The sequence below is a fragment of the Minwuia sp. IMCC3060 genome, from assembly GCF_029909435.1.
In the GTDB taxonomy this organism is placed as follows: Bacteria; Pseudomonadota; Alphaproteobacteria; order Minwuiales; family Minwuiaceae; genus Minwuia.
This window is the reverse complement of the sequence record NZ_CP123782.1, coordinates 3,174,611-3,196,746: the sequence shown is the minus strand read 5'-3', so window position 1 is coordinate 3,196,746 and position 22,136 is coordinate 3,174,611. Positions and strand designations below refer to the sequence as shown.

Annotated in this window: 21 protein-coding genes; 7 read left to right on the top strand and 14 right to left on the bottom strand. The window is 66.8% G+C overall.

Annotated features, from left to right (window positions below):
- Positions 1–48 precede the first annotated feature (48 nt).
- The 3 genes from accD to QGV54_RS15045 are packed head-to-tail and all read left to right on the top strand — an operon-like array spanning position 49 to position 2,971.
- The gene (gene accD / locus QGV54_RS15055) at positions 49–1,029 is read left to right on the top strand and encodes an acetyl-CoA carboxylase, carboxyltransferase subunit beta (RefSeq protein ID WP_281016020.1); all 981 of its coding nucleotides are present in this window, start codon (positions 49–51) and stop codon (positions 1,027–1,029) included.
- Positions 1,026–2,309 (top strand): hypothetical protein, encoded by a 1,284-nt coding sequence (locus QGV54_RS15050; protein ID WP_281016021.1) that lies wholly within the window; start codon positions 1,026–1,028, stop codon positions 2,307–2,309. Before accD ends, QGV54_RS15050 begins: the two co-directional genes overlap by 4 nt.
- A gap of 38 nt (positions 2,310–2,347) precedes the next feature.
- Positions 2,348–2,971, top strand: a complete 624-nt coding sequence (locus QGV54_RS15045; protein ID WP_281016022.1) for a glutathione S-transferase — start codon at positions 2,348–2,350, stop codon at positions 2,969–2,971.
- Positions 2,972–3,143: 172 nt separating this feature from the next.
- Here the strand turns inward: QGV54_RS15045 and argB are convergent, their stop codons facing one another.
- The 6 genes from argB to rpmH are packed head-to-tail and all read right to left on the bottom strand — an operon-like array spanning position 3,144 to position 7,322.
- Positions 3,144–4,037, bottom strand: coding sequence for an acetylglutamate kinase (gene argB, locus QGV54_RS15040; protein WP_348637689.1), 894 nt, complete (start codon positions 4,035–4,037; stop codon positions 3,144–3,146).
- Positions 4,038–4,086: 49 nt separating this feature from the next.
- Positions 4,087–4,734: a ribosome biogenesis GTP-binding protein YihA/YsxC gene (gene yihA, locus QGV54_RS15035; RefSeq protein WP_281016024.1), complete on the bottom strand. Its 648-nt coding sequence runs from the start codon at positions 4,732–4,734 to the stop codon at positions 4,087–4,089.
- A gap of 21 nt (positions 4,735–4,755) precedes the next feature.
- Positions 4,756–6,504 (bottom strand): membrane protein insertase YidC, encoded by a 1,749-nt coding sequence (gene yidC, locus QGV54_RS15030; protein ID WP_281016025.1) that lies wholly within the window; start codon positions 6,502–6,504, stop codon positions 4,756–4,758.
- A 22-nt stretch (positions 6,505–6,526) separates the two neighbouring features.
- Positions 6,527–6,796: a membrane protein insertion efficiency factor YidD gene (yidD, locus tag QGV54_RS15025; protein WP_281019861.1), complete on the bottom strand. Its 270-nt coding sequence runs from the start codon at positions 6,794–6,796 to the stop codon at positions 6,527–6,529.
- Positions 6,796–7,161: a ribonuclease P protein component gene (gene rnpA / locus QGV54_RS15020; RefSeq protein ID WP_281016026.1), complete on the bottom strand. Its 366-nt coding sequence runs from the start codon at positions 7,159–7,161 to the stop codon at positions 6,796–6,798. Before rnpA ends, yidD begins: the two co-directional genes overlap by 1 nt.
- Positions 7,162–7,187: 26 nt before the next feature.
- Positions 7,188–7,322 carry a 50S ribosomal protein L34 gene (rpmH, locus tag QGV54_RS15015; RefSeq protein ID WP_281016027.1) on the bottom strand — a complete coding sequence of 45 codons (135 nt, stop codon included), beginning with the start codon at positions 7,320–7,322 and terminating at the stop codon, positions 7,188–7,190.
- Positions 7,323–7,594: 272 nt separating this feature from the next.
- On the opposite strand from rpmH, the gene QGV54_RS15010 reads away from it, so the two are divergent.
- A complete protein-coding gene (locus QGV54_RS15010; protein WP_281016028.1) occupies positions 7,595–9,001 on the top strand; it encodes an FAD-dependent oxidoreductase in 1,407 nt (468 codons plus the stop codon).
- A gap of 12 nt (positions 9,002–9,013) precedes the next feature.
- Here QGV54_RS15010 and QGV54_RS15005 read toward each other — a convergent pair whose 3' ends face one another.
- From QGV54_RS15005 to mutY, 5 genes are all read right to left on the bottom strand, one after another.
- The gene (locus QGV54_RS15005) at positions 9,014–9,931 is read right to left on the bottom strand and encodes a 2-dehydropantoate 2-reductase (protein ID WP_281016029.1); all 918 of its coding nucleotides are present in this window, start codon (positions 9,929–9,931) and stop codon (positions 9,014–9,016) included.
- A 3-nt stretch (positions 9,932–9,934) separates the two neighbouring features.
- Positions 9,935–11,107 carry an isovaleryl-CoA dehydrogenase gene (locus QGV54_RS15000; protein WP_281016030.1) on the bottom strand — a complete coding sequence of 391 codons (1,173 nt, stop codon included), beginning with the start codon at positions 11,105–11,107 and terminating at the stop codon, positions 9,935–9,937.
- 107 nt (positions 11,108–11,214) lie between these two features.
- A complete protein-coding gene (locus QGV54_RS14995; RefSeq protein WP_281016031.1) occupies positions 11,215–12,126 on the bottom strand; it encodes a DMT family transporter in 912 nt (303 codons plus the stop codon).
- Positions 12,127–12,135: 9 nt separating this feature from the next.
- On the bottom strand, positions 12,136–12,672 hold the full coding sequence (locus tag QGV54_RS14990; protein ID WP_281016032.1) for a gamma-glutamylcyclotransferase: 537 nt from the start codon (positions 12,670–12,672) through the stop codon (positions 12,136–12,138).
- The gene (mutY, locus tag QGV54_RS14985) at positions 12,665–13,741 is read right to left on the bottom strand and encodes an A/G-specific adenine glycosylase (protein ID WP_281016033.1); all 1,077 of its coding nucleotides are present in this window, start codon (positions 13,739–13,741) and stop codon (positions 12,665–12,667) included. Before mutY ends, QGV54_RS14990 begins: the two co-directional genes overlap by 8 nt.
- Positions 13,742–13,758: 17 nt before the next feature.
- Here mutY and QGV54_RS14980 point away from each other — a divergent pair, with 17 nt between their 5' ends.
- The 3 genes from QGV54_RS14980 (at position 13,759) to smc (ending at position 18,610) form a co-directional block, all read left to right on the top strand.
- Positions 13,759–14,331, top strand: coding sequence for a DciA family protein (locus tag QGV54_RS14980; protein ID WP_281016034.1), 573 nt, complete (start codon positions 13,759–13,761; stop codon positions 14,329–14,331).
- Positions 14,332–14,470: 139 nt separating this feature from the next.
- Positions 14,471–15,121, top strand: coding sequence for a DsbA family protein (locus QGV54_RS14975; RefSeq protein ID WP_281016035.1), 651 nt, complete (start codon positions 14,471–14,473; stop codon positions 15,119–15,121).
- Positions 15,122–15,148: 27 nt separating this feature from the next.
- Positions 15,149–18,610, top strand: coding sequence for a chromosome segregation protein SMC (smc, locus tag QGV54_RS14970; protein WP_281016036.1), 3,462 nt, complete (start codon positions 15,149–15,151; stop codon positions 18,608–18,610).
- A 68-nt stretch (positions 18,611–18,678) separates the two neighbouring features.
- Here the strand turns inward: smc and QGV54_RS14965 are convergent, their stop codons facing one another.
- Genes QGV54_RS14965 through QGV54_RS14955 form a run of 3 tightly spaced genes read right to left on the bottom strand, consistent with a single transcriptional unit; the run spans position 18,679 to position 22,053 of the window.
- Positions 18,679–19,719, bottom strand: a complete 1,041-nt coding sequence (locus QGV54_RS14965; protein WP_281016037.1) for an aromatic ring-hydroxylating dioxygenase subunit alpha — start codon at positions 19,717–19,719, stop codon at positions 18,679–18,681.
- Positions 19,664–20,581 carry a UPF0280 family protein gene (locus QGV54_RS14960; RefSeq protein ID WP_281016038.1) on the bottom strand — a complete coding sequence of 306 codons (918 nt, stop codon included), beginning with the start codon at positions 20,579–20,581 and terminating at the stop codon, positions 19,664–19,666. The genes QGV54_RS14965 and QGV54_RS14960 overlap by 56 nt, the downstream gene beginning before the upstream one ends.
- A complete protein-coding gene (locus tag QGV54_RS14955) occupies positions 20,581–22,053 on the bottom strand; it encodes a hypothetical protein (RefSeq protein WP_281016039.1) in 1,473 nt (490 codons plus the stop codon). The genes QGV54_RS14960 and QGV54_RS14955 overlap by 1 nt, the downstream gene beginning before the upstream one ends.
- Positions 22,054–22,136 lie beyond the last annotated feature (83 nt).

Here is a 22,136-nt window from a genome sequence, read left to right as displayed (position 1 = left end):
AGGTATCCCCTTGAGCAACAATGGTCCCTATCGGGAGGGCGTTGCCGCATGAGTTGGCTGACCAACCGTGTCCTGCCCAAGATTGGTCTGGGCCGCCGCAAGGATGGCCCGGACAATCTCTGGGAGAAATGCCGCGCCTGCGGGCAGATGGTGTTCCATCGTGACCTTGAGCAGAGCTTCAGGGTCTGCCCGCACTGCGACCACCACATGCGTCTCACCGCGTCCCAGCGGCTGGAGCTTCTGTTCGATGATGGCGTGTTCGAGCGGCTGAAGACGCCGCAACCGCCGATGGATCCGCTGAAGTTCAAGGATTCCCGGCGCTATCCGGACCAGATCAAGGATGCCCGCAGCGCGGCGGAAGCCGACTTCGCGGTGGAGGCCGGTCTGGGCCGCATCGGTGGCCAGTCGGTCGTGGTTGCGGCGCAGAACTTCTTCTTCATGGGCGGCTCCGTTTCCCCGGGCGAAGGGGAGGCGATTGTCGCGGCGGCGGAACGGGCCGTGCAGGAAGATGCGGCCCTGATCGTCTGTGCGGCATCGGGCGGCATGCGGATGCAGGAGGGGATATTGTCCCTGATGCAGATGCCCCGCACCACGGTCGCGATCCAGCGGCTGAAGGAAAAGGGCCTGCCCTACATCAGCGTGCTGACGGATCCGACCACGGGGGGCACGACCGCGTCCTTCGCGATGATCGGGGACGTGGCGATTGCCGAACCGGGCGCGCTTATCGGGTTCGCCGGGCCACGGGTGATCGAACAGACGATTCGGGAGCAGTTGCCGGACGGGTTTCAGCGGGCGGAGTATCTGCTGGAGCACGGCATGGTGGACATGGTGGTGCATCGCCATGAACTGGCGGACACGCTGGGTCGCATCCTTTCGCTGATGCGGGAACCGGTGGTGGCGCCACCTGCGTCCCTGCCGCCGCCGGAGCCTGTGGTGATTCCCGAGCCTGATGCTGACTCCGAACTGATGAACACGGAGCCGGACAGCGCGGAAGATGACGCCGGGGAGGTACCTGAGAAGTCATCGTGAGAACGCCCCTGACCGACGCCGCACTGGACCGGATCACCCGCCTGGGCGCGCGTCGGATGGAACTCGATCTGGAGCGTCTGCCGACACTTCTGGAACGGCTGGGCGCACCGCACCGGCGCTTGCCGCCTGTTGTCCATATCACCGGCACCAACGGCAAGGGTTCGGTCGTTGCCTGCCTGAACGCCATGCTGTCGCGGCAGGGCTTGCGGGTTCAGCGCTATATCTCGCCCTATCTGTCCCGCCCCACGGAGCAGGTGCTGCTGCCTGACGGCGAGATTGCCGATGCGGTCTATGCGCAGGCGCTGACACGGGTCGCCGACGTGAATGACGGCGCCCCGCTCCCCGTCTTCGAGGCCATGACCGCAGCGGCCTTCCTCTGCTTTGCGGAGTCCCCGGCTGACGTGCTGCTGCTGGAATGTGGCATGGGGGGGCGGCTGGACTGCACCAATACCGTGCCGGATGTCTGCGTCAGCGTCATGACCCCGGTTGCCCTGGATCATCAGGCGTTTCTCGGCCCCGACACGACCAGTATCGCGCGGGAGAAGGCGGGTATCTTCCGGGCCGGTGTGCCTGTGGTTGCCAACCCGCAGGACGTTGATGCCATCGCGGTCGCCCATGCGGCCACAAGGGCGCTCGGCTGTCCCCTGCATCTGGCGGGCCGGGACTGGTCCATCGATGGGGAGAGCGGTGCCTACGCAGGTGAGTCGGACCTGGTCCTGCCACGTCCGGGACTGACCGGACAGCACCAGTGGCAGAATGCGGCCCAGGCGGTCGCGGTGATGGAGGTGCTGGCCAGGCGGGCGCCTGCCGTCAGGGCGCCGGACAGCGAGACCGTGGCGGCAATTGCCGACGTCCGGCTGTCTGCGCGTTTCCATCAGGTCCGGCATCCCGACGCGTCCCGCCGGATCTGGGTGGATGGGGGACACAATGTTCACGCGGCCGAGGCGGCTGCGGCGGCGCTGGCCGCCATGCCCTCACAGCCGCTTACCCTGATCGTCGGCATCCTGGACAACCGACCCGTGGCCCCGTTCCTCAGTGCCTTCGCGCACCTCGATCCCACAGTCATCGGTGTCCCGATCCAGCACCAGCCCGTATATGCCGTCGGCACGCCAACCGCCCCCGAAAAGATTGCAGCGATCGCGCGTGATCTCGGTCTGTCGGGAAGGCACGCGCCGGACTGGCAGCAGGCGCTGGAACAGAGCGATCCGCGCCGCCAGGTGCTGATCACGGGATCGTTGTACCTGGTGGGCGAGGTATTGCAGACATTGCCACCCTGCTGAACTACCGTGCCCCGAAAGACAGGAACAAGGACACCCCTATGCTGACCGTGCATCACCTGAACAATTCCCGTTCCCAGCGCATTCTGTGGCTGATGGAGGAACTGGGCCTCGACTACGAACTGAAGAAGTATCAGCGCAACGCCGAAACCAACCTCGCCCCGCCGGAACTGATCGCAGTGCATCCGCTGGGCAAGTCGCCGGTGCTCACCGATGGTGACCAGACCATCATCGAATCCGGCGCGATCATCGACTATGTGATCCGTCGCCATGGCGGCGGCAGGCTGCAACCCGATCCGTCGACCGCCGACTACGACACCTATGTGCAGTGGCTGCAGTACGCGGAAGGCTCGGCCATGCTGCCGCTGATGCTGTTCATGTACGTCGGTCGGCTCGGAGAGGCGGGCGCACCGCTGCATCCGCGCATCGAGAGCGAGATCGCCAATCATGTCGGCTATATCAATCGCCACCTCGAGGGGCGCGAGTTCCTGGTCGGCGACAGCCTGACCGGTGCGGACATCAACCTCAGTTTCGTCGGCGAGATCCTCGGCCCCTTCGGCAAGCGCGGCACGTTCCCCAATGTCGACCGCTGGATCGCCAGCCTGCACAAGCGTCCGGCCTGGCAGACCGCGCTGGAAAAGGGCGGCACCTACGCCTTTGCCTGACCACACGACCCGGTCTTCGGCATGCAGGCCGGAGACCGGGCTCGCGGATCAGGTCCGCGAGCGGCTGGGGGGAAGCATTGCAAACCTGCGCCACCACCCCACGGACGCCGTACCCGGGCTCGACCCGGGTGCCCAGCGTGCCGGGTTGACGTCCGCCAGCAGGCCCTGCGGTCTAGTCCTCGTCTTCCGCGGCCTCGTCGCGGCGGATCATTGTGCCGACGCCATGCTCGGTGAAGGTTTCCAGCAACACCACGTTGGGGATGCGGCCATCCAGAATGGTTGCTGATCCGACGCCATTGCGGATGGCGTCCAGGCAGGTCTCGATCTTCGGGATCATGCCACCCGTGATGACGCCCTGACCGCGCAGCACCAGCACATCGCGCGGGGTCAGCACCTGCACCAGCTTCTTGTCCCTGTCCAGCACCCCGGCCACATCCGTCAGCATGATCAGCTTCGCGGCCGAAAGGGCGGAGGCGATGGCGCCTGCTGCCGAGTCGGCATTGATGTTGAAGGTTTCGCCTTTCTTGCCGACACCGATCGGCGCGATCACGGGGATCACCGAGTCCAGATCGATGGCGTTGAAGATGTCGGGGTTGATGGTGCGCGGCTCTCCCACGAAACCCAGGTCGAGGATCCGTTCGATGTTGGAATCGGGATCGCGGCGTGACCGGTTCAGCTTGCGTGCCTGAATCAGACCACCGTCCTTGCCCGACAGGCCGATGGCCATGCCGCCTTCCTGCTGGATGGCGGTGACGATCTGCTTGTTGATGGAGCCGGAGAGCACCATCTCGACGATATCGACAGTGGCGCGGTCGGTGACCCGCAGGCCGTCGACGAACTCACTCTGGATCTTCAGCCGGTCAAGCATGGCCCCGATCTGCGGGCCGCCGCCGTGAACGATGACTGGATGGATGCCGACCTGCTTCAGCAGCACGATGTTGCGGGCGAATGCCTTGGAAAGCGCTTCGTCGCCCATGGCATGGCCGCCATACTTGACGACAAAGACCTCGCCGGCGAAGCGTTTCAGATACGGCAGGGCTTCCTGCAGCGTCGCGGCCTTCTTCATCAGTTCGTCGTCCACGAACTTCCTCCCAATCGCCTCGAATCGATCCCTGTTATAGCCCGGCGGACTGTTGCGTCGCCAGACGTTCAAGCTCGGCGCGCAGCTCGGCGATGCCGGTGCCCTTCTCGGCGCTGGTCAGGAACTGTTTCGGATAGGCGGCCACGTGCTTCTCCAGGCCCTTCCGCGTTGCCTCGAAGACCCGTTCCTGCTGGGTGGTCTTCAGCTTGTCGGCCTTGGTCAGGATGACCTGAAACACCACCGCCGACTTGTCCAGCATGCTCATGAAATCCTCGTCCGGCGGCTTGATGCCGTGGCGGGAGTCGATCAGCAGGTTGACCCGCGTCAGGTTCGGACGGCCCTGAAGGTAGCGCCGGATCAGCCGGGTCCAGGCCTCGACCGCCGGTTTCGGCGCCTTGGCGAAGCCATAGCCGGGCAGGTCGACAAGCATCAGCCGTCCACCCAGATCGAAGAAGTTCAGTTCCTGTGTCCGGCCCGGCGTGTTCGACGTGCGCGCCAGCGCCTTCCGTCCGGTCAGCGCATTCACCAGGCTGGACTTGCCGACGTTGGAGCGTCCGATGAAGGCCACTTCCGGCATGTCGGGCGGAGGCAGGTGCTCCAGCGCGACCACGCCCTTCAGGAAGGTGCAATCGCCCGCGAAGAGCTTGCGCCCCGCCTCGATATCCGGCTCCGGATCCATCATGCCGCGAGTCCCTTCCGGGCGTCAGGTGCTCTTGGCCGGCTGGTTCTTCCGGTTCGCCATCCGCCGCTTGATCACATACTGCTGCAGGATCGAGAGCAGGTTGTTGGCGGTCCAGTAGATCACCAGACCCGCCGGGAAACGCGCCAGGAAGAAGGTGAACACCAGCGGCAGCATCATCATGATCCGGGCCTGCATCGGGTCCGGCGGTGTCGGGTTCATCTTCTGCAGCAGGAACATGGAGCCACCCATCAGGATCGGCCAGATACCGAGATGCAGCAGGTCCGGGGTATCCCAGGGGATCAGACCAAACAGTTCGAAGATATTGGTGGGATCAGGTGCGGAGAGATCCTGGATCCAGCCATAGAAGGGCGCATGACGCATCTCGATGGTCACGAACAGCACCTTGTAGAGCGCGAAGAACACGGGGATCTGCAACAGGATCGGCACGCAGCCCGAAACCGGATTCACCTTGTTCTTCTTGTAGAGCCCCATCATCTCCTGCTGCATCCGCTGGCGGTCCTCGCCATAGCGTTCGCGGATCTTCACCATTTCCGGCTGCAGTTCCTTCATGGCGTTCATGGAGACGTAGGACTTGTAGGCCAGCGGCAGGAACAGGGTCTTGATGATGATCGTGGTGGCGATGATCGCCAGACCCAGATTGCCCAGCAGGCTGTTGAAGAAGTCGATGGCGATGAACAGCGGCTTGGTCAGGAACGGGAACCAGCCCCAGTCGATGGCATTCTCGAACAGCGGAATCTTCAGTGTCTCGGCATAGCCGTTGATCAGGTCCACTTCCTTGGCGCCGGCAAACAGGCGGTTGGTCAGCGTGACCTCGCTGCCCGAAGCCACCGTGATCGGATCGGCCAGGAAGTCGGTCTGGTACTTGTCGATGCCGCCCACGTAGGTATGGCGGAAGGCCCCTTCGAAGGCGGTTCCCCGGTCGGGGATCAGCATCGTCATCCAGTACTTGTCGGTGAACCCGATCCAGCCTTCCTTGGTCTGCTCCTTGATGTCACCGTCTTCGGCGATGGTGTCGTAGTCGACCTCCATCACCTTGTCCTGCAGGCCGCCCAGCATGCCCTCGTGCAGGATGTAGAAACCGCTGGTCTCCGGCGTGCCATGGCGGCTGATGCGGCCATAGGAATGCATCGTGACCGGCTGGCCGGAATTGTTGCGTACCGTCTGCTGCACCGTGAACATGTAGTTCGGGTCGATCTCGAAACGACGGACGAAGGTCAGGCCCTGGCCATTGTCCCAGGTCAGCGTGACGGGCTGTCCGGGGGCGAGGGTGTCCCCGTCCGCCACCCACGGCGTCTCCGACGTGGGCATGGCCGCGGAACTGCCCAGGGCGTTCAGCCAGCCGAAATCGACGAAGTAGGGATCGGCCGCGTCGCGCGGGTTCAGCAGCTCGATTTCCGGCGATGTCGGATCGGTGGTCTGGCGGTAGTCCGGCAGGGTCAGATCGTCGATCCAGCCGCCGCGCAGGCGGATCGAGCCGTGCAGGCGCGGCGTGTTGATGCGGATACGCTGCTCCGCCCCGATCGCGGTCTCGCGGTTCACGCCTGCCGTCGGCACCGTGCCAGGCAGGCTGGCGCCGGGTGCGGACACCCCGGGTACCGTGCTGGCCGCGCCGGTGCTGCCGGGCGTGCCGACCGCAGGCGACTCGATGGGCGGCGGCGGGGGCGGATCACCCGGGAACAGGGTCTGGAATCCCAGCAGGATCACGACTGACAGCACGATGGCCAGGATCAGATTGCGCTGTTCGGACATGCGGGGGCCTCGACTTCAGGGATCAGGAGCGGCGGGAAAGATGGCTGGAAGGTGCCGTGGTTGCCGCGCTTTTACGCGTTTCCGGCACAGGATCATAGCCATGACCGCCAAGGGGGTGACAACGTGACAGCCGCCGGAGCGCCAGCCAGCTGCCGCGCAGGACGCCGTGACGCTCCAGCGCCTCGATGGCATAGGCGGAGCAGGTGGGCTGAAACCGGCAGTTGGGTCCCAGCCAGGGCGAGATGACGTACTGGTAGAAGCGGATGGGAACTGTCGCGATCCGGCGCAGCATCATGCCGTGCCCTCCCGCAGCAGTTTCAGGCGTTTTAGGGAGTGCAGCAGATCGTCGGTCAGATCGGCGAAGTCTCGTTCCACCGTCGCCGCGCGGGCGATCAGCACATAGTCATTGCCGGGCTGTGCCTGGCGGACAAGCTGATCGGTCGCAAGCGCGCGCAGACGACGCTTGGCCCGGTTGCGCCGGACCGCGTTGCCAACCTTCTTGGATGCTGTGAAACCGATACGGATCGCCATGGCGTTGCCCGTCTCATCGGTGCTCTCCGGACCCACCGGAATGGGGGCAGCCTGCAGCACCAGACCCTTGGCGGCGGTGCGGCGCCCCTTGCGTGCGAGCCTGAGGAAGTCGGCCCGCCGTTTCAAACGACCGACTTCCACGTGGCCGTGCCTCAGGCCGACAGCTTCTTCCGGCCCTTGGAACGACGGCGGCGCAGAATGGTCTGACCGGCCACGGTGGCCTTGCGGGCGCGGAAGCCATGACGGCGGGCGCGCACGAGATTGCTCGGCTGGAATGTACGCTTCACGACAGGCTCTCCTGTACGAACAGAATGGGGACCCGGACACGTGCCGGGGGCAAGAGAAGGGGTGTATATGTGGGCCTCACGGTCAAGTCAACCGCGCCGGGGCTGCAATTCGGCCACAGGCATCCTAGGTTTGATGCTGATCGTTGACCGTTCCATCCCTCTCCCCGTCCCCTTCGCCCATGGAATCCTTCCGAATGGGCAATCCGGCGGGAGAGGGGGGGAACGGCCAGCGGACAGCCATCCCCCCGGCCACGAACAGGAACCATCGCACCATGTCCGACATTCTGGAAACCGACATCTGTGTCATCGGCGGCGGCTCGGGCGGTCTGAGCGTTGCCGCCGGTGCCTCCCAGATGGGGGCACCGACCGTCCTGATCGAGGGCGGGAAGATGGGTGGCGACTGCCTGAACTATGGCTGTGTGCCGTCCAAGGCGCTGCTGGCCGCCAGCCATCACGCGCACGCCTGGACACAGGCCGCACCGTTCGGCATCACGGCCACCGCGCCGAAAGTAGACTTCCCGGCGGTCGCGGATCACGTGCGCCATGTCATCGACGGGATTGCGCCGGTGGACAGCCAGGAACGGTTCGAGGGGCTGGGTGTCACCGTCATCCGCGACTGGGCCCGGTTCATCGACGAGCGCACGGTGGAGGCCGGGGGGCAGCGCATCCGCGCCCGCCGCTTCGTGATCGCCACCGGCTCCTCCGCCGTCGCACCGCCGATCCCGGGGCTGGATGCGGTTCACTATCTGACCAATGAGACCATCTTCGACAACCGGGAGCAGCCGGAGCACCTGCTGATCATCGGCGGTGGCCCCATCGGGCTGGAAATGGCGCAGGCGCACCGCAGGCTCGGGTCGCGGGTCACGGTGCTGGAGGCCTTTCGCGCCTTCGGCAAGGATGACCCGGAGCTGACGGCCATCGCGCTGCGCCGCATTCGCGACGATGGCGTCGACATTCGCGAAGGCGTGAAGATCGAGGCCGTGGAGCCTGGCCCCGTCATCGTGCTGGAGGGGGGCGAGAGGATCGCGGGCAGTCATCTGCTGGTCGCGGCGGGCCGGAAGGCGAATGTGGAGCGTCTGAACCTGGACGCGGCCGGGATCGAACATTCGGGCAAGGGCATTCAGGTCGATGCCCGGCTGCGCAGCACCAACCGCCGGGTCTATGCCATCGGCGATGTGGCGGGCGGGCTGCAGTTCACCCATGTCGCGGGATATCACGCCGGAATCGTCATTCGCAACATTCTGTTCCGCCTGCCCGCGAAGGCGAAGACGGATGCGGTGCCCTGGGTCACCTATACCGATCCCGAACTGGCCTGGGTCGGCGCGCAGGAGGATCAGGCGCGGGAGGCGAACGGGGAGATCAATATCCTGCGCTGGCCCTTCGCGGAGAACGACCGTGCCTCCGCCGAGCGGCAGGGATCAGGCTTCGTCAAGGTGATCACGACGAGGAAGGGCCGGATTCTCGGCGCCGGGATCGTTGGTGCCCATGCCGGCGAACTGATCGGTCTCTGGGCGCTCGCCGTGTCGAAGGGGCTGAAGATCGGTGACATCGCGGGCACCATCCTGCCCTATCCGACGCTGGGTGAGGTCTCCAAGCGGGCCGCCGGACAGTATTTCACCCCGAAACTGTTCACGGCCCGGACTCGCAAGATCGTGCAGTTCCTCGCGAAGTTCGGCTGAGATAGCCGGGCCTCAGCTACCCTCGGCCCAGGGTTTCAGGGCCATCCAGGCGACGCGATGGCAGGGGGTCGGGATGCCCAGCCGCTCGCCCTCGCGGACGATGTAGCCGGAGAACCAGTCGAGTTCCAGGCGCGCGCCGCGTTCGCGGTCGAACTGCATGGAGGTCTCCACCTCCGGGTCGCGTTTCAGGCCGTCGGCCCAGTGCTGGTCCACCAGCCCCTCCGACATGCCGGCGCCCTTGGCCTGGCCGACGGCGAAGGCTTCCTGCATCAGTTCGCGATAGAGCTGCCAGCTTTCCGGGCAGGACCTGACCTTGCCCAGACGGGCGCGCACCAGGGTGCTGACGGCGGCGTAGGACCCGACCATGACGAACTTGCGCCACAGGCACTCCAGCGTGTTCTCGGCCAGCAGCGCCCAGACTCCCGCCTCTTCCAGCCGGTCGCGGAAGCCGGTGATGGCGGCATCCTGCACATTGTCCAGCCGCCCGAACTCCAGCCGGTCGATGCTGGCGATCTGGCGGACATGGCCCGGTGCCACGACCTGCGCCGGCAGCAGCGACTGCGCGCCCCAGACGTGGTCCGCGCCGTAGAGTTCGGCCAGCAGTTCCTCCGTATAGACCCCGTTCTGCAGCGACAGCACATGTGTTTCCGGCCCGATCAGCGGGGCCATGGCCCGGGCCGCGTCGTCGACGTCGTAGAGCTTGGTGGCGAAGATGATGACATCCACCGGACCGACCGCTGACGGATCCGTGGTGGCGCTGACATCGGGCAGATGCAGCGTCTCCTCCATCATGTCCACGGTCAGGCCGTTCTGTTGCAGCGCACCGACCGTGCGCTCCCGCGCGATATAGGTCACATCGGCACCCATGCGCTGCAGCCGGGCACCGTAGTAGCAGCCCAGCGCACCGGCCCCCATCACCGCGATCCGCATGGCTCAGGCGCTCTTCTGGAACAGTTCGCGGCCAATCAGCATCCGCCGGATTTCCGAGGTCCCGGCACCGATCTCGTAGAGCTTGGCGTCGCGCAGGAAGCGCCCGGTGGGATATTCGTTGATGTAGCCATTGCCACCCAGCGCCTGGATCGCCTCCAGCGCCATCCAGGTCGCCTTCTCCGCCGCGTAGAGAATGCAGCCGGCGGCGTCATAGCGCGTGACCTCCCCCCGGTCGCAGGCCCCGGCCACCGAATAGACGTAGGCGCGGCAGGCGTTCATGGTGGTGTACATGTCGGCGATCTTGCCCTGCATCAGCTGGAACTCGCCGATGGGGGTGCCGAACTGCTTGCGGTCGTGCACATAGGGCATCACCACATCCATGCAGGCCTGCATGATGCCCAGCGGTCCGCCCGCCAGCACGGCGCGTTCATAGTCCAGACCGGACATCAGCACCCGTGCGCCCTGACCCAGCCCGCCGAGGATATTCTCCTCCGGCACCTCGCAGTCCTCGAACACCAGCTCCCCGGTGTCGGAACCGCGCATGCCCAGCTTGTCGAGCTTCTGCGCCGTGGAGAATCCCTTCATCCCCTTCTCGATGATGAAGGCGGTGATGCCGCGCGGACCGGCATCCGGATCGGTCTTGCCGTAGACCACCAGCGTGTCGGCGGTCGGGCCGTTGGTGATCCAGAACTTGTTGCCGTTCAGGACGTAACGGTCGCCCTTCTTCTCCGCCCTGAGCTTCAGGCTGACCACATCCGATCCCGCACCGGGCTCCGACATGGCAAGCGCGCCCAGATGCTCGCCGGAGACCAGCTTGGGCAGGTACTTCTGCCGCTGGGCCTCCGTGCCGTTCAGGCGGATCTGGTTGACGCAGAGATTGGAATGCGCGCCATAGGACAGGCCGACCGAGCCGGAGGCGCGACTGATCTCCTCCATGGCGATCACATGTTCCAGGTATCCCAGACCACTGCCGCCGTATTCCTCCTCCACCGTCATGCCCAGCAGGCCAAGCTCGCCCATCTCCGGCCAGAGGTCGCGGGGGAATTCGTTGTCACGGTCGATGTCGGCGGCGCGCGGCGCGATCCGGTCGGCGGAAAAGCCGGAAACCGTGTCGCGGATCATGTCCGCCGTCTCGCCGAGGTGGAAGTTCAGGCTGGGGAACTGGTTCGGGATCATGACCCTTGCTCCGGGATCGTTGAATGGCGGTGACTACATAACGCGGCGGCAGGCAGCTTGTCACGGGATGAGGGGGTGTCTCTTGCTGCCTGTTCCATCCAAACCTCTCAGCTCTCTGCCAGCAGGATCAGCAGGATTGCGCAGACGATGAGCAGGATGCCCGCGACCTCGATCTTCTGCACCTTCTCGCGGAACCAGAACGCCCCGGCGATGAAGGTGAAGACCAGTTCCACCTGGCCCAGCGCGCGCACATAGGCGGCGTTCTGCAGGGTGAAGGCGGTGAACCAGCAGACCGAACAGGCCATGCCGACCAGCCCGACGGGGGCCGCGCGCCGCCATTCCTTCAGCACCCGGCCCAGTTCGGGACGGTCGAAGACCAGGAACCATGCGCCCATCATCACCGTCTGCATCGCCAGCGAGATGGCCAGGGCATAGGCGGCGGCCATGATGAACTCCGGCCCGTCCAGCGCCAGGGCGGCACCGCGATAGAAGACGACGGACGCGCCCAGCAGCATGGCGCTCAACAGCCCGATCAGCGTTGCCTTCTCCCCCATGCCGCGCCAGAGACCACCGAGAGTCAGCCGGGTCTCGGTCAGCGACAGCAGCACCGTGCCTGCCGCGCCGACGCCGATCGCGACGGCTGCCAGCGGCCCCACCGTGTCCCCCAGCAGGATCGCGCCAAGAATGGCGATCAGCACCACCTCCAGCTTCGAGAAGGTCGTGCCGACGGCAAAGCTGCGGAAGGAGAACATCCAGAGCAGCGTCACCGTGAACAGGATCTGCGCCAGCCCGCCCAGCGCGCAATAGAGCAGGAACAGCCCGTTCGGCTGCGGCAGGTCGAAACCGCCGATGTCATGCAGGCCCCATACATAAAGGAGCGCCAGGGGCAGGGCGTAGATGAAGCGCGAATAGGCGGCACCCGCCGTGGACAGCCTGCCCTTGATCGCCTTCTGCAGCGCGGAGCGGAGGTTCTGCAGGAAGGCGGCGGCAATGGTGACGGGTATCCACAGGGCGAGCATGTCCGGTCCTCAACTGTGCAGGGCCGCATCGACCGCCTGCATGAAGGGGTCGTATACACCGATTTCCCTCAGATGCGCCGCCGTCTCGCGCACGTAGTCGGGATTGCGGCCGCTGTGGCCGACCGCGCCGCGTACCGTCGTTACCGCCGTCTCCAGATCCAGCCGCCCGGCGTATTGCGGATTGGCACGGTCCACCGTGTAGGTCAGGGCGGTCACCGGACGACCGTCGGCCAGTCTCAGCTTCACGTCCGTGGCGAGGTAGACCGGTGTCACCCGTTCCCGCGCATCCAGATAGTCGCGGACTTCCCGGGCCTGCGCGGCGGCGACCCGATAGGCGATGCCAACGCAGGCCCCGCCCCGGTCCAGCCCCATCACGAGGCCCGGACTGGCCTGACTGCCGCGATGGTGCCACGACCAGACACAGAGACGGCGGTGCCGTCCCCGCAGCAGCGCCCGCTGCCGGTCCAGATGGTCGAAGCCGGGCCGCCACATCAGGCTGCCATAGCCGAAGACCCAGAGGTCATCGTCGTGAAACCGCTCAGACAAGTGTGCCTCCCGACAGGGCATGGTGGCAGACCTTCTTGGCGACCGTGGGCAGGGCCAGCCGGTCGAGCTGGTCCGGCGGACACCAGATGTCGTCCGCACTGTCGAAGCCGTGGCCGTTGCGCACGGATCCGACCCAGACCTGCATCTCGAAATGGAAATGCGTGAAGGTATGGCGCGCACCGCCGTTGAGCGGTGTCCAGTCCGCGGTCACCGGGGCCTGTTCCCGTGCGGCACGGGCTTCCCATGCCTCGCCGTCGCGCCATTCGGTCGATGGCGGCATCATCATGCCGCCCAGCAGTCCCTTGTCGGGGCGACGCTGAAACAGCACGGCACCGTCGTCGGCCCGCGTCAGCCAGAAGAAGACGGCGTGCCGCGTCGGCTTTGCCTTCTTCGGTGCCTTGCGCGGCAGGTCCGCGGCAATGCCGCGCTCCCGCGCGACACATTCGCCGGCGATGGGGCAGCGCCCGCAGGCCGGGCTGCGCGGTGTGCAGATCGTGGCCCCGAGATCCATCAGTGCCTGCGCCATGTCGCCGGGGCGTGTCGGGGCGATCAGTCTCGCGGCGAGACGCTTCAGTTCCGGTTTCACACCCGGCATGGCCTCTTCCACCGCGAACAGGCGCGCGCTCACCCGCTCGATATTGCCATCCACCGGCATGGTCGGCTGATCGAAGGCAATGGCGGCGATGGCGGCGGCGGTATAGGGGCCGATACCGGGCAGGCCGAGCAGTCCGGCCTCCGTCTCCGGGAACCACCCGGCATGATCCTGCACCACGGCCCGGGCGCATTTCAGCAGGTTGCGCGCCCGGCTGTAGTAGCCCAGGCCCTGCCAGGCATGCATCACCGCGTCCTGATCGGCATTGGCCAGATCGGCGACGGTGGGCCAGCGGCTCAGGAAATGCTCGAAATACCGGATCACGGTCTGCACGGTGGTCTGCTGCAGCATGATCTCGCTCAGCCAGACGTGGTACGGGTCCGGTCGCACGCCAGGATCGGCGCGCCAGGGCAGGTGGCGACGGTGGCTGTCGTAGTGGGCCAGCAGGTCGGCTATGATGCGACGTGTATCAGGCATGGCTCCGGGAGGGGCAGGTGACAGCGAAGCGACCGGCGGCGGGCACCGACAGCACGGCAGCAGCATTAGGCAGTGGACCACGCCGAGGCAAGGGCGGCTTCCGCCGGGCGGGCGAGGATGTGGCCGCTATCCTGTCGCCGACCTTCCGCAAACGTGGCTTCGCGCAGACCGACATCGTGCTGCGCTGGCCGGAGATCGTCGGTGCCGCGCTGGCCGACCAGTGCCGGCCGGAGCGGCTGAACTGGCCCCGCGTGGTGGAGGGGCAGGAACGCGCCGCCGCCGCTGACGGCGCGTTGCTGCACCTCAGTGTCGCGCCGGGCTGGGCCACGGAGATCCAGCATCTGGAGCCGCTGCTGATCGAGCGGGTGAACCGTTTCTTCGGCTGGCGGGCGGTGACCGGGATCCGCCTGCGCCAGGTCGCGATCCAGCCAAGGCAGCAGAAACCGGCGCGCAACCTGCGTCCCCTGACCGAATCGGAGCGTGTGGAACTGGATCGCGTGACCGCCGGAATCACGGACCCGGAAACCCGCAAGGCCCTGCACCGGCTGGGGGCGGCGATCTTCGGCGCGGGTGAAGACACCGGGAAGTGACTGACTCCGATCACAAATCGTCATGATCTGGCCCTATTCTGCACCAAGCTGTCGGGTTGGCAGTCTCCGTCTTTTTCGGATTGAGGCTGTGTGCGGGCGGCAGTATGATTTCACAACATGTAGTGGGTAAGAACAGGCAATGACACTAAACAAGATTCAAGACACGGGCCGTGACCGGAATGTTTCGCGCCGCAGCGTGCTGGTGAGCGGGGGCATCGCGACCGGGCTGGCCATGAGTGGCCTTCTGGTCCCTGGCGTCGCGCGGGCAGCGGACTATGCCAAGGGTGACATGGTTCTGGGCGACCCCGAGGCACCGGTGGAGGTGATCGAATATGCCTCCATGACCTGCCCGCATTGCCGCCGGTTTCACGAGGAGATCTATCCGAAGCTGAAGAAGGAATTCATCGAAACGGGCAAGGTCCGCTTCGTGTTCCGTGAATTTCCCCTGGACCGCTATGCGCTGCAGGCCTCGATGCTGGCGCGTTGTGGCGGGGAGCAGAAGTTCTTCGGTTTCATCGATCAGCTCTTCCAGCAGCAGCCGAACTGGACCAGCGCCAGCGACCCGGCCGCAGCCCTGCGCCAGATCGGCTTGCTCGGTGGGGTTTCGTCGGAGGCGTTCGACGCCTGCATGGCTGATGAGTCGCTGGTGGACATGCTGCTGGCCACGCGGCTGGACGGTCACCAGCGCATGAAGGTGAGCGGCACGCCCAGTGTCTATGTCAATGGCGAGAAGTTCGAAGGGGGCCTGGATTTCGAGGCGCTGTCGGACCGGATCGAGAGCGCCCTCTAGGGCCAGGACAGGGGTGGCGCGGCACCAGTGCAGTTCAACAAGCTTCGGCTGACCGGTTTCAAGTCCTTCGTCGAACCGACGGAACTGACCATCGCCCCCGGCATGACCGGGGTGGTGGGACCGAACGGCTGCGGCAAGTCGAACCTGGTCGAGGCGCTGCGCTGGGTGATGGGTGAGACCTCGCCCAAGAACATGCGCGGCGGGGAGATGGATGACGTCATCTTCGCCGGTTCCGCCACCCGGCCTGCCCGCAATCATGCCGAAGTTCAGCTGACGCTTGAGAACCCGGCCGGAAGCCCGGTTCCCGCCGCCTACAGCGAGGCGCCGGAGATCACGGTCAGCCGCAAGATCACCCGTGAATCCGGCTCCGACTACAAGCTGAACGGCGGCCATGTGCGGGCACGGGACGTGCAGTTGCTGTTCGCTGATCTGGCGACCGGTGCCCGCTCCACCGCCATCGTCAGCCAGGGGCGCGTCGGTGCCCTGATCGGCGCGAAACCGTCGGAGCGTCGCCTGCTGCTGGAGGAAGCGGCTGGAATCACCGGCCTGCATTCGCGCCGCCATGAGGCCGAATTGCGCCTGCGCGGGGCGGAAACCAACCTGGAACGGCTGGACGATGTGACCGGACAGCTCGACACGCAGCTTGCGGCGCTGAAACGGCAGGCGCGGCAGGCCAGCCGCTACCGCAACCTGTCGGACCAGATCCGTCGCACGGAGGCGATCATCCACCATCTGCGCTACTCGGCGGCGCTGGAGGCACTGAACCGCGCCCGCAACGTGAAGGACGAGGCCGAGGCCGCGGTGACGGAAGCCACCCGCGCGGCGGCGGCGGCAAGCACCCTGCAGGCCGATGCCATGGCCCGCATCGAGCCGCTGCGCAAGGCGGAGGCGGAAGCGGCGGCAGCCCTGCAGCGGCTGCTGGTGGCCCGTGAATCGCTGGATCAGGAAGAGGCACGGGTCCGGCAGACGATCACGGAGCTGAAGGAACGGCTGGTCCAGTTCGACCGCGATCTGGAACGTGAAACACGTCGCCAGGCGGAGGCCGCGGAACGGGTCCAGGCACTGGCCGGCGAGACCGCCAGGCTGGACGAGGCGTCTGCCGGTCAGGATGATCTGAAACAGGCTGCCGAGCAGGATGTGGCCGCCCGCAAGTCGGTGCTGGCGGAGGCCGAGGCTGCGCTGTCCGCCGCGACCGAACAGTTGGCCGACCTGCGCGCCCGTCGTCAGGCGCTCAGCCGCCGGGTCTCGGAGGAAACCACCCGGCGGGACGAGTTGCAGCGCCGGACGCGGGCTGCCGAACAGGACATGACCCGGACCGGCGACCAGGGGCTGGCCGACCGCATTGCCGCCGCCGAGGCGCAGGAGGCAGCGGCGCGACAGGTGATCGAAGGCATCGCCGACGAGATCGCGAAGGCGGAACAGGCGCGGGCGACGGCGGAGGAGGAACTGACGGCCGCGATCGAGGCGGAACGCGGCGCGAAGTCGACGCTCTCCGCCCTGGAGACAGAGCTGAACACGCTGACGCGGCTGCTGGCGCGTGATGCAAGGACGACGCACAGGCCGGTGCTCGATCAGGTGCAGGTGACGCCGGGGTTCGAGACCGCGTTCGCTGCCGCGCTGGGGGATGGTGCCCAGGCGGCGCTTGAAACCGATGCACCCGCACACTGGCTGACCGTCGAACCGGCGGACCTCGCCGGGGCCCTTCCCGATGGCGTGGAGCCGCTTTCGGCCCATGTCACGGGTCCCGCCGCGCTGGCGCGACGGCTGAATGCCGTGGGCGTCGTGGCGGATCGCGACACCGGGGACCGGGTCGCCGCCACGCTGAAACCCGGACAGCGGCTGGTGTCGCGCAAGGGCGATTTCTGGCGCTGGGACGGCTTCGTCCGTCGCGCGGGCAAGCATGCGGCGGGCGCGATCCGGCTGGAACAGCAGAACCGGCTGAAGACCGTGCAGGGCCAGGTTGAACCGGCCCGCAGGCAGATGCAGGAACTGGAACAGGCGGTCGCGAAGGCGCGGGAGTCCGTGGCCCGTGTGATCGGGGCGGAACGGTCCAGCCGGGCACGCCGCGCGGAGGCTGAACAGCAGATCGCGAAGGCGGGTCAGGCCCTGTCCGCCATGCGTCGCCAGGCAGATGGCGAGCGGCAGAAGCGGGAACGGCTCGCGGCGGCACTGGAGAGTCTGCGCCGCGATGGTGCAGCGGCGGCGGAGGCTGTCGAGGGACTGACGCGCGAGTTCGCGACGCTGCCCCAGACCGACAGCGCGGAACAGGCGCAGGCGACGGCGCGGCAGGCCGTGGAGACGGCGCGCACCGGGCTGGATACCGCACGACAGGCGCAGGAGCGACTGGAACGCGAACGGCGCTTCCGCCAGCGGCGGCGGGAAGAGATCACTCGCGAAACCGCCGACTGGACCAACCGCGCCACGGAGGCGGGCACGGCGGTTGCCGAACTCGGCGAACGCCAGTCCGCTGCACGGCAGGCGCTGGAGGACATTGCCCGCCGTCCCGACACGATCACCACGCAGCGTGCCGATCTGGTGGAACGGATCGGGCAGGCGGAGGCCGCGCGCGCCGCAGCCGTGAAACGCCTGTCGGAGGCGGAGGGGCTGCTGTCCGAGGCCGACCGGGAACTGCGTACCATCCAGACGGCGCTTCAGACCGCGCGGGAAGACCATGTCCGCAAGGAAGGCGCGGTCGAGATGGGACAGGCGGAGCTGCAGCGGCTGACCCGCGAGATCCGGGACTCCATGGAGTGCCCGCCGGGCAAGGTGCTGGAGGCTGGCGGACTGGAAGAGGATGCCGAACTGCCGCAGCTTTCCGATGCGGAACGCAGCCATGAGCGGCTGAAACGCGAGCGGGAGAATATGGGGCCGGTCAACCTGCGGGCCGAGATCGAGGCGCAGGAGGTCGAGGAGAAGATCGAGACCCTGACCAGCGAACGCACCGATCTGGAAGCCGCGATCCAGCGGCTGCGTCAGGGGATCAGTGCCATCAACCGCGAGGCGCGGGCGCGCCTGCTGGAAGCCTTCGAGACCGTCAACGGCCACTTCACCGTGCTGTTCAAACGGGTCTTCGGCGGCGGCGAGGCGCGGCTGGCACTGACGGAGGCGGAGGACCCGCTGCAGGCCGGTCTGGAGATCATGGCCAGCCCGCCGGGCAAGCGGATGCAGATCTTGACCCTGTTGTCCGGTGGCGAACAGGCTCTGACCGCCACGGCGCTGCTGTTCGCCGTGTTCCTGACCAATCCTGCCCCGATCTGCGTGCTGGACGAGATCGATGCGCCGCTGGACGACGCCAATGTGGAACGGCTGATGCTGTTGCTGGAGGATCTCGCCGGTCGCGGTGGCACCCGGTTCCTGGTGATCACCCACAACCCGATCACCATGGCCCGGATGGACCGGCTGTTCGGCGTCACGATGGCGGAGCGCGGTGTCAGCCAGCTTGTCTCCGTCGACCTCGCCGAAGCCGCCGCCCTGCGCGAGAGCGCCTGATCGGGTCGAAGGCCTGGGACCACCCTGAAGTACCGGGCATTTCACCCAACAGCACGTGCCTGCCGCCGCTACTCCGCCGCCGTTGCGACTTCCTGCTCGGCGGCCAGCATCTCTGCGACGATGCGGCGGTAGTGATTGGCACCGGCGTCGATGGCGACGCGGACCGGCGGGCGGTCGCGGGGCTGCAGTTCCTTGCGCTGGACGGCTTCCAGGATTGCCTTGTCCTCCGCGAAGGCCTTGCGCAGCAGGTCGCTGATCCGTTCCCCCGCCGTCGGGTCATCTACCGCCGTGTTGCGCAGGTGCATCCAGCGGTCGATGGTCCGGGTGGCATTGACCGGAGTCATGAAATGCAGCGCATGGATCTGGATGCCTTCGCCGCGCCGCTCCTCCGGCAGGGCCAGAGCCGTATCGGCGCTGCCAAAGTCGATGGCGGCAATGCAGGGGGCATGCAGATAGTAGTAGTGCCAGCGGTCCACATTGCCGCTGAAACCGCCATAGGCCTGGAAGAACCCGATGGGCGCGCTGTCGCGGATCCAGCGTGAGATCTCGACCATCTGGCCATGGCGCCGCGCCCGCACCGGCACGTCCTCACTGTCGGGATTGCCGAGGGTCGTGGGGTGGACGAAGCTGACGTGGGCCGGGTCGCAGAGGTTGTCGGCGACGTTCAGGTAGTTGCTTTCGAACGCCAGTGCTTCCCCCTGGTGCGCCGCCCAGCCGGGATCGGTGAACTCCGGCATGTCGAAGACCAGCGACGTGTCCGCCGCATCCTCCGCGCCCATCCAGATCCAGACGATGCCGTGCCGTTCGTGGGTAGGATAGCGCCTGACCCAGGCCTGTGGCGGAATGCTGCGCTGTCCCGGCACCCGGACGCAGTGCCCGTCGGTCCCGAAGGTGAGACCGTGATAGCCGCACTGCACCTGATCGCCGATCCGCTTGCCCATGGACAGCGGCAGGGCGCGATGCGGGCAGCGATCCTCCAGCGCCACGACCGTGCCATCGCTGGCGCGATAGAGCACGATCTCTTCCTCCAGGATCGTCGCGGTGGTGAAACCCTCACCGAACTCCGACGCGAAGCCCGCCACGTACCAGTGGTTCCGGATGTATTCCATGCTCGCCTCCTGGCCGTCTCAGGTGGCCAACCTGTCGTGTCTCATCCTGCAGCATCAGCAGCGCCGCATCCAGCAGACCAGCGGCACGCATCTGTTCTGCCTGCGCCATGCCCCGCTCCAGCGCCTGTCTCACGTCGTCTGCCGCCAGCCTGCCGACATCGACCGTGACCAGCCGCGCGCCGAGGTCGCTGTCCGGGTCGAGATCGGTTGCCGGGCGGCGTTTCACGTTCGGATGGGGGCCGGTATCGACGGCATTGGCGATCAGCGTCGCCGCCACATCGGCCATGGCCGCGTTGCGCGCGAAGACCGTCACATTGTCCGCGACGCCCAGTGACAGGGAGCGCCCGTGACGGCTGCTGCTGGCGATGCCGCCAATCCCGTCATCCGCGCCTATCAGCACCCGGTCGATGATGCGCAACCGTGGCGGCGGTCCGGCAATGCCGCTGACGCAGGACTGGCCCGCCGCCAGCCAGAGCGCGATGTCGCCACCGTTGTTGACGTGCAGGCGGTCGAGGTTGGGCGCAGCGGCCAGGATCGCGGCCAGCATCTCGTCCGCGACCGATCCGGCCACCGCTGCCATGGGGGTGACGAATGTCCGTGCATGCGGCGTGACGGCGACGGCCATCCGTCTGGCGACGGGACCGGCCAGCGCAATCCCGGTCTCGGGGCAGGGTCGGCGCATGGCGGGCAGTTCCTCCACCAGCACCGCCAGCACATCGCGAAACCGTTCCTCCGCCGCCCGCCAGGTCGCGCGAACCGCCGGGGCAGGGCCGTCTGCGTCGATCAGCAGGTCAATGGGACCGTGCTGCAGGTGCAGCCGCCTGCCATCGGGCAGCAGGGCAACCTGTGGACCCGGTGCCATCAGTCGTCCCGCTTGCGCTGTCCGGCTGGCCAGGGATTGCCCTGTCTGTGCGCCACCCGGCGCTGGCCGTCCCTGCCCAGCACCTCCGAGAGGTTCTGCACATGGTCGCCGTGACCGCCGAGAGCCAGATAGTCGGCCCGCGACATGGTGAACTCGATCGGTGCCACGATGGCGGGCGTCGGGACATAGCCAAAGGAATTGCTGGGCATCCGGCTGACATCCGCCATGACGGTGATGCCGCCGCCGGGCCAGCGATAGACCGGTGCACCGCCGCAGGTCACATTGGTGACCGCCTCGGCGACGGATCGGGTCAGCCGCACCGGGTTGCGCGTGACACCGGCCCGCAGCGACCCCCCTGCTCCGCCCATGAACAGCACCGAACAGAGTGCGGGCTCACAGTTCTCCGCGATCAGGTCGACGGAGGGACGCAGGCTGTCCGGCAGGTCGTGCTCCACCGGGACCAGATCGTCGTCGAGGACGTAGTAACCGAACTGCTCCCCGGTCGTGGAGACCATCATCATGGTCAGGCCGGGCCGTGCCTTCTTCGGATCCCAGGCCCCCAGAATGGTCAGCGGGTCGGAGACATTGGTACCGCCCCAGCCGGTGCCCGGCTCCGCGACCTGGAAATAGCGGCCCGGTGTGGAACGGCGGCCCTTGATGCGAATCCCCGTGTCGGGCCAGTCGAGCACCTTGCCGGCCTGATGCTCGGAGACGACGCCGGTGATGTGGTCATCCACCACCACCACCTCATCCACCAGCCCCTGCCACTGGGTGGCGAACATGCCGATGGTCGCCGACCCGCAGCCGACCCGCATCCGGTTCTCCGCCGTGCCGTTGACGATCGGGGGCTGCCCCGCCTGCACGGTGATCTCCACGCCGTCATCCACGGTCATGTCCACGGCCTTGCCGTTGCACAGGTCCATCAGGGTGGCGCAGGTGATACGGCCTTCCTTCTTGCCGCCGCCGGTCAGGTGATGCACCCCGCCCAGCGACAGCATCTGGGAGCCATATTCGCCCGTGGTGACATGGCCGACAGGCTCCCCGTCCACGCGGACCAGATTGCGTTCCGGGCCGAGGTGGCGGTCGGTGTCGATCTTCACCTTGGCACCGCAATAGCTGAAGATGCCCTCCGTCACGATGGTCACCATGTCGATGCCCTCGACATCCTGGCTGACGATGAAGGGGGCCGGCTTGTAGTCGGGGTAGGTCGTGCCCGCGCCGACCGCCGTGATGAAGCTGTCGCCGGGGCGGACCAGTTCGCCGTCCCAGTCCTCCGCGCCCTCCAGGAACGGCACCAGCCGCCCCTCCGCGTCCCGGACCCGCTGCACCACGGTCAGCGGATCAACCCGGATCAGCTCACCATCCTCCACCGCATAGCGGTCACAGGCCCCGGAGCGTCCCTCCGCGATGAAACACATGACCGGACAGGCATCACAGCGGATCTTCCCGTCCTTGCGCACCACGTCAGTCATTGCATGTCTCCGTTGCCTTTGCCGGCAGGGTCCGGTCGGGTCCGGTCGCCCAGCTCTTCTCCTTCCCCCTTGATGGGGGAAGG

What these genes read in the sequence shown, in the direction of transcription:
- accD (WP_281016020.1), top strand. Translation starts at nt 49, where the DNA reads ATGAGTTGGCTGACCAACCGTGTCCTGCCCAAGATTGGTCTGGGCCGC.
- QGV54_RS15045 (WP_281016022.1), top strand. Translation starts at nt 2,348, where the DNA reads ATGCTGACCGTGCATCACCTGAACAATTCCCGTTCCCAGCGCATTCTG.
- argB (WP_348637689.1), bottom strand. Translation starts at nt 4,037, where the DNA reads ATGAAGAAGGCCGCGACGCTGCAGGAAGCCCTGCCGTATCTGAAACGC.
- yihA (WP_281016024.1), bottom strand. Translation starts at nt 4,734, where the DNA reads ATGATGGATCCGGAGCCGGATATCGAGGCGGGGCGCAAGCTCTTCGCG.
- yidC (WP_281016025.1), bottom strand. Translation starts at nt 6,504, where the DNA reads ATGTCCGAACAGCGCAATCTGATCCTGGCCATCGTGCTGTCAGTCGTG.
- yidD (WP_281019861.1), bottom strand. Translation starts at nt 6,796, where the DNA reads ATGCTGCGCCGGATCGCGACAGTTCCCATCCGCTTCTACCAGTACGTC.
- QGV54_RS15010 (WP_281016028.1), top strand. Translation starts at nt 7,595, where the DNA reads ATGTCCGACATTCTGGAAACCGACATCTGTGTCATCGGCGGCGGCTCG.
- QGV54_RS15005 (WP_281016029.1), bottom strand. Translation starts at nt 9,931, where the DNA reads ATGCGGATCGCGGTGATGGGGGCCGGTGCGCTGGGCTGCTACTACGGT.
- QGV54_RS15000 (WP_281016030.1), bottom strand. Translation starts at nt 11,107, where the DNA reads ATGATCCCGAACCAGTTCCCCAGCCTGAACTTCCACCTCGGCGAGACG.
- QGV54_RS14995 (WP_281016031.1), bottom strand. Translation starts at nt 12,126, where the DNA reads ATGCTCGCCCTGTGGATACCCGTCACCATTGCCGCCGCCTTCCTGCAG.
- mutY (WP_281016033.1), bottom strand. Translation starts at nt 13,741, where the DNA reads ATGCCTGATACACGTCGCATCATAGCCGACCTGCTGGCCCACTACGAC.
- QGV54_RS14975 (WP_281016035.1), top strand. Translation starts at nt 14,471, where the DNA reads ATGACACTAAACAAGATTCAAGACACGGGCCGTGACCGGAATGTTTCG.
- QGV54_RS14965 (WP_281016037.1), bottom strand. Translation starts at nt 19,719, where the DNA reads ATGGAATACATCCGGAACCACTGGTACGTGGCGGGCTTCGCGTCGGAG.
- QGV54_RS14960 (WP_281016038.1), bottom strand. Translation starts at nt 20,581, where the DNA reads ATGGCACCGGGTCCACAGGTTGCCCTGCTGCCCGATGGCAGGCGGCTG.
- QGV54_RS14955 (WP_281016039.1), bottom strand. Translation starts at nt 22,053, where the DNA reads ATGACTGACGTGGTGCGCAAGGACGGGAAGATCCGCTGTGATGCCTGT.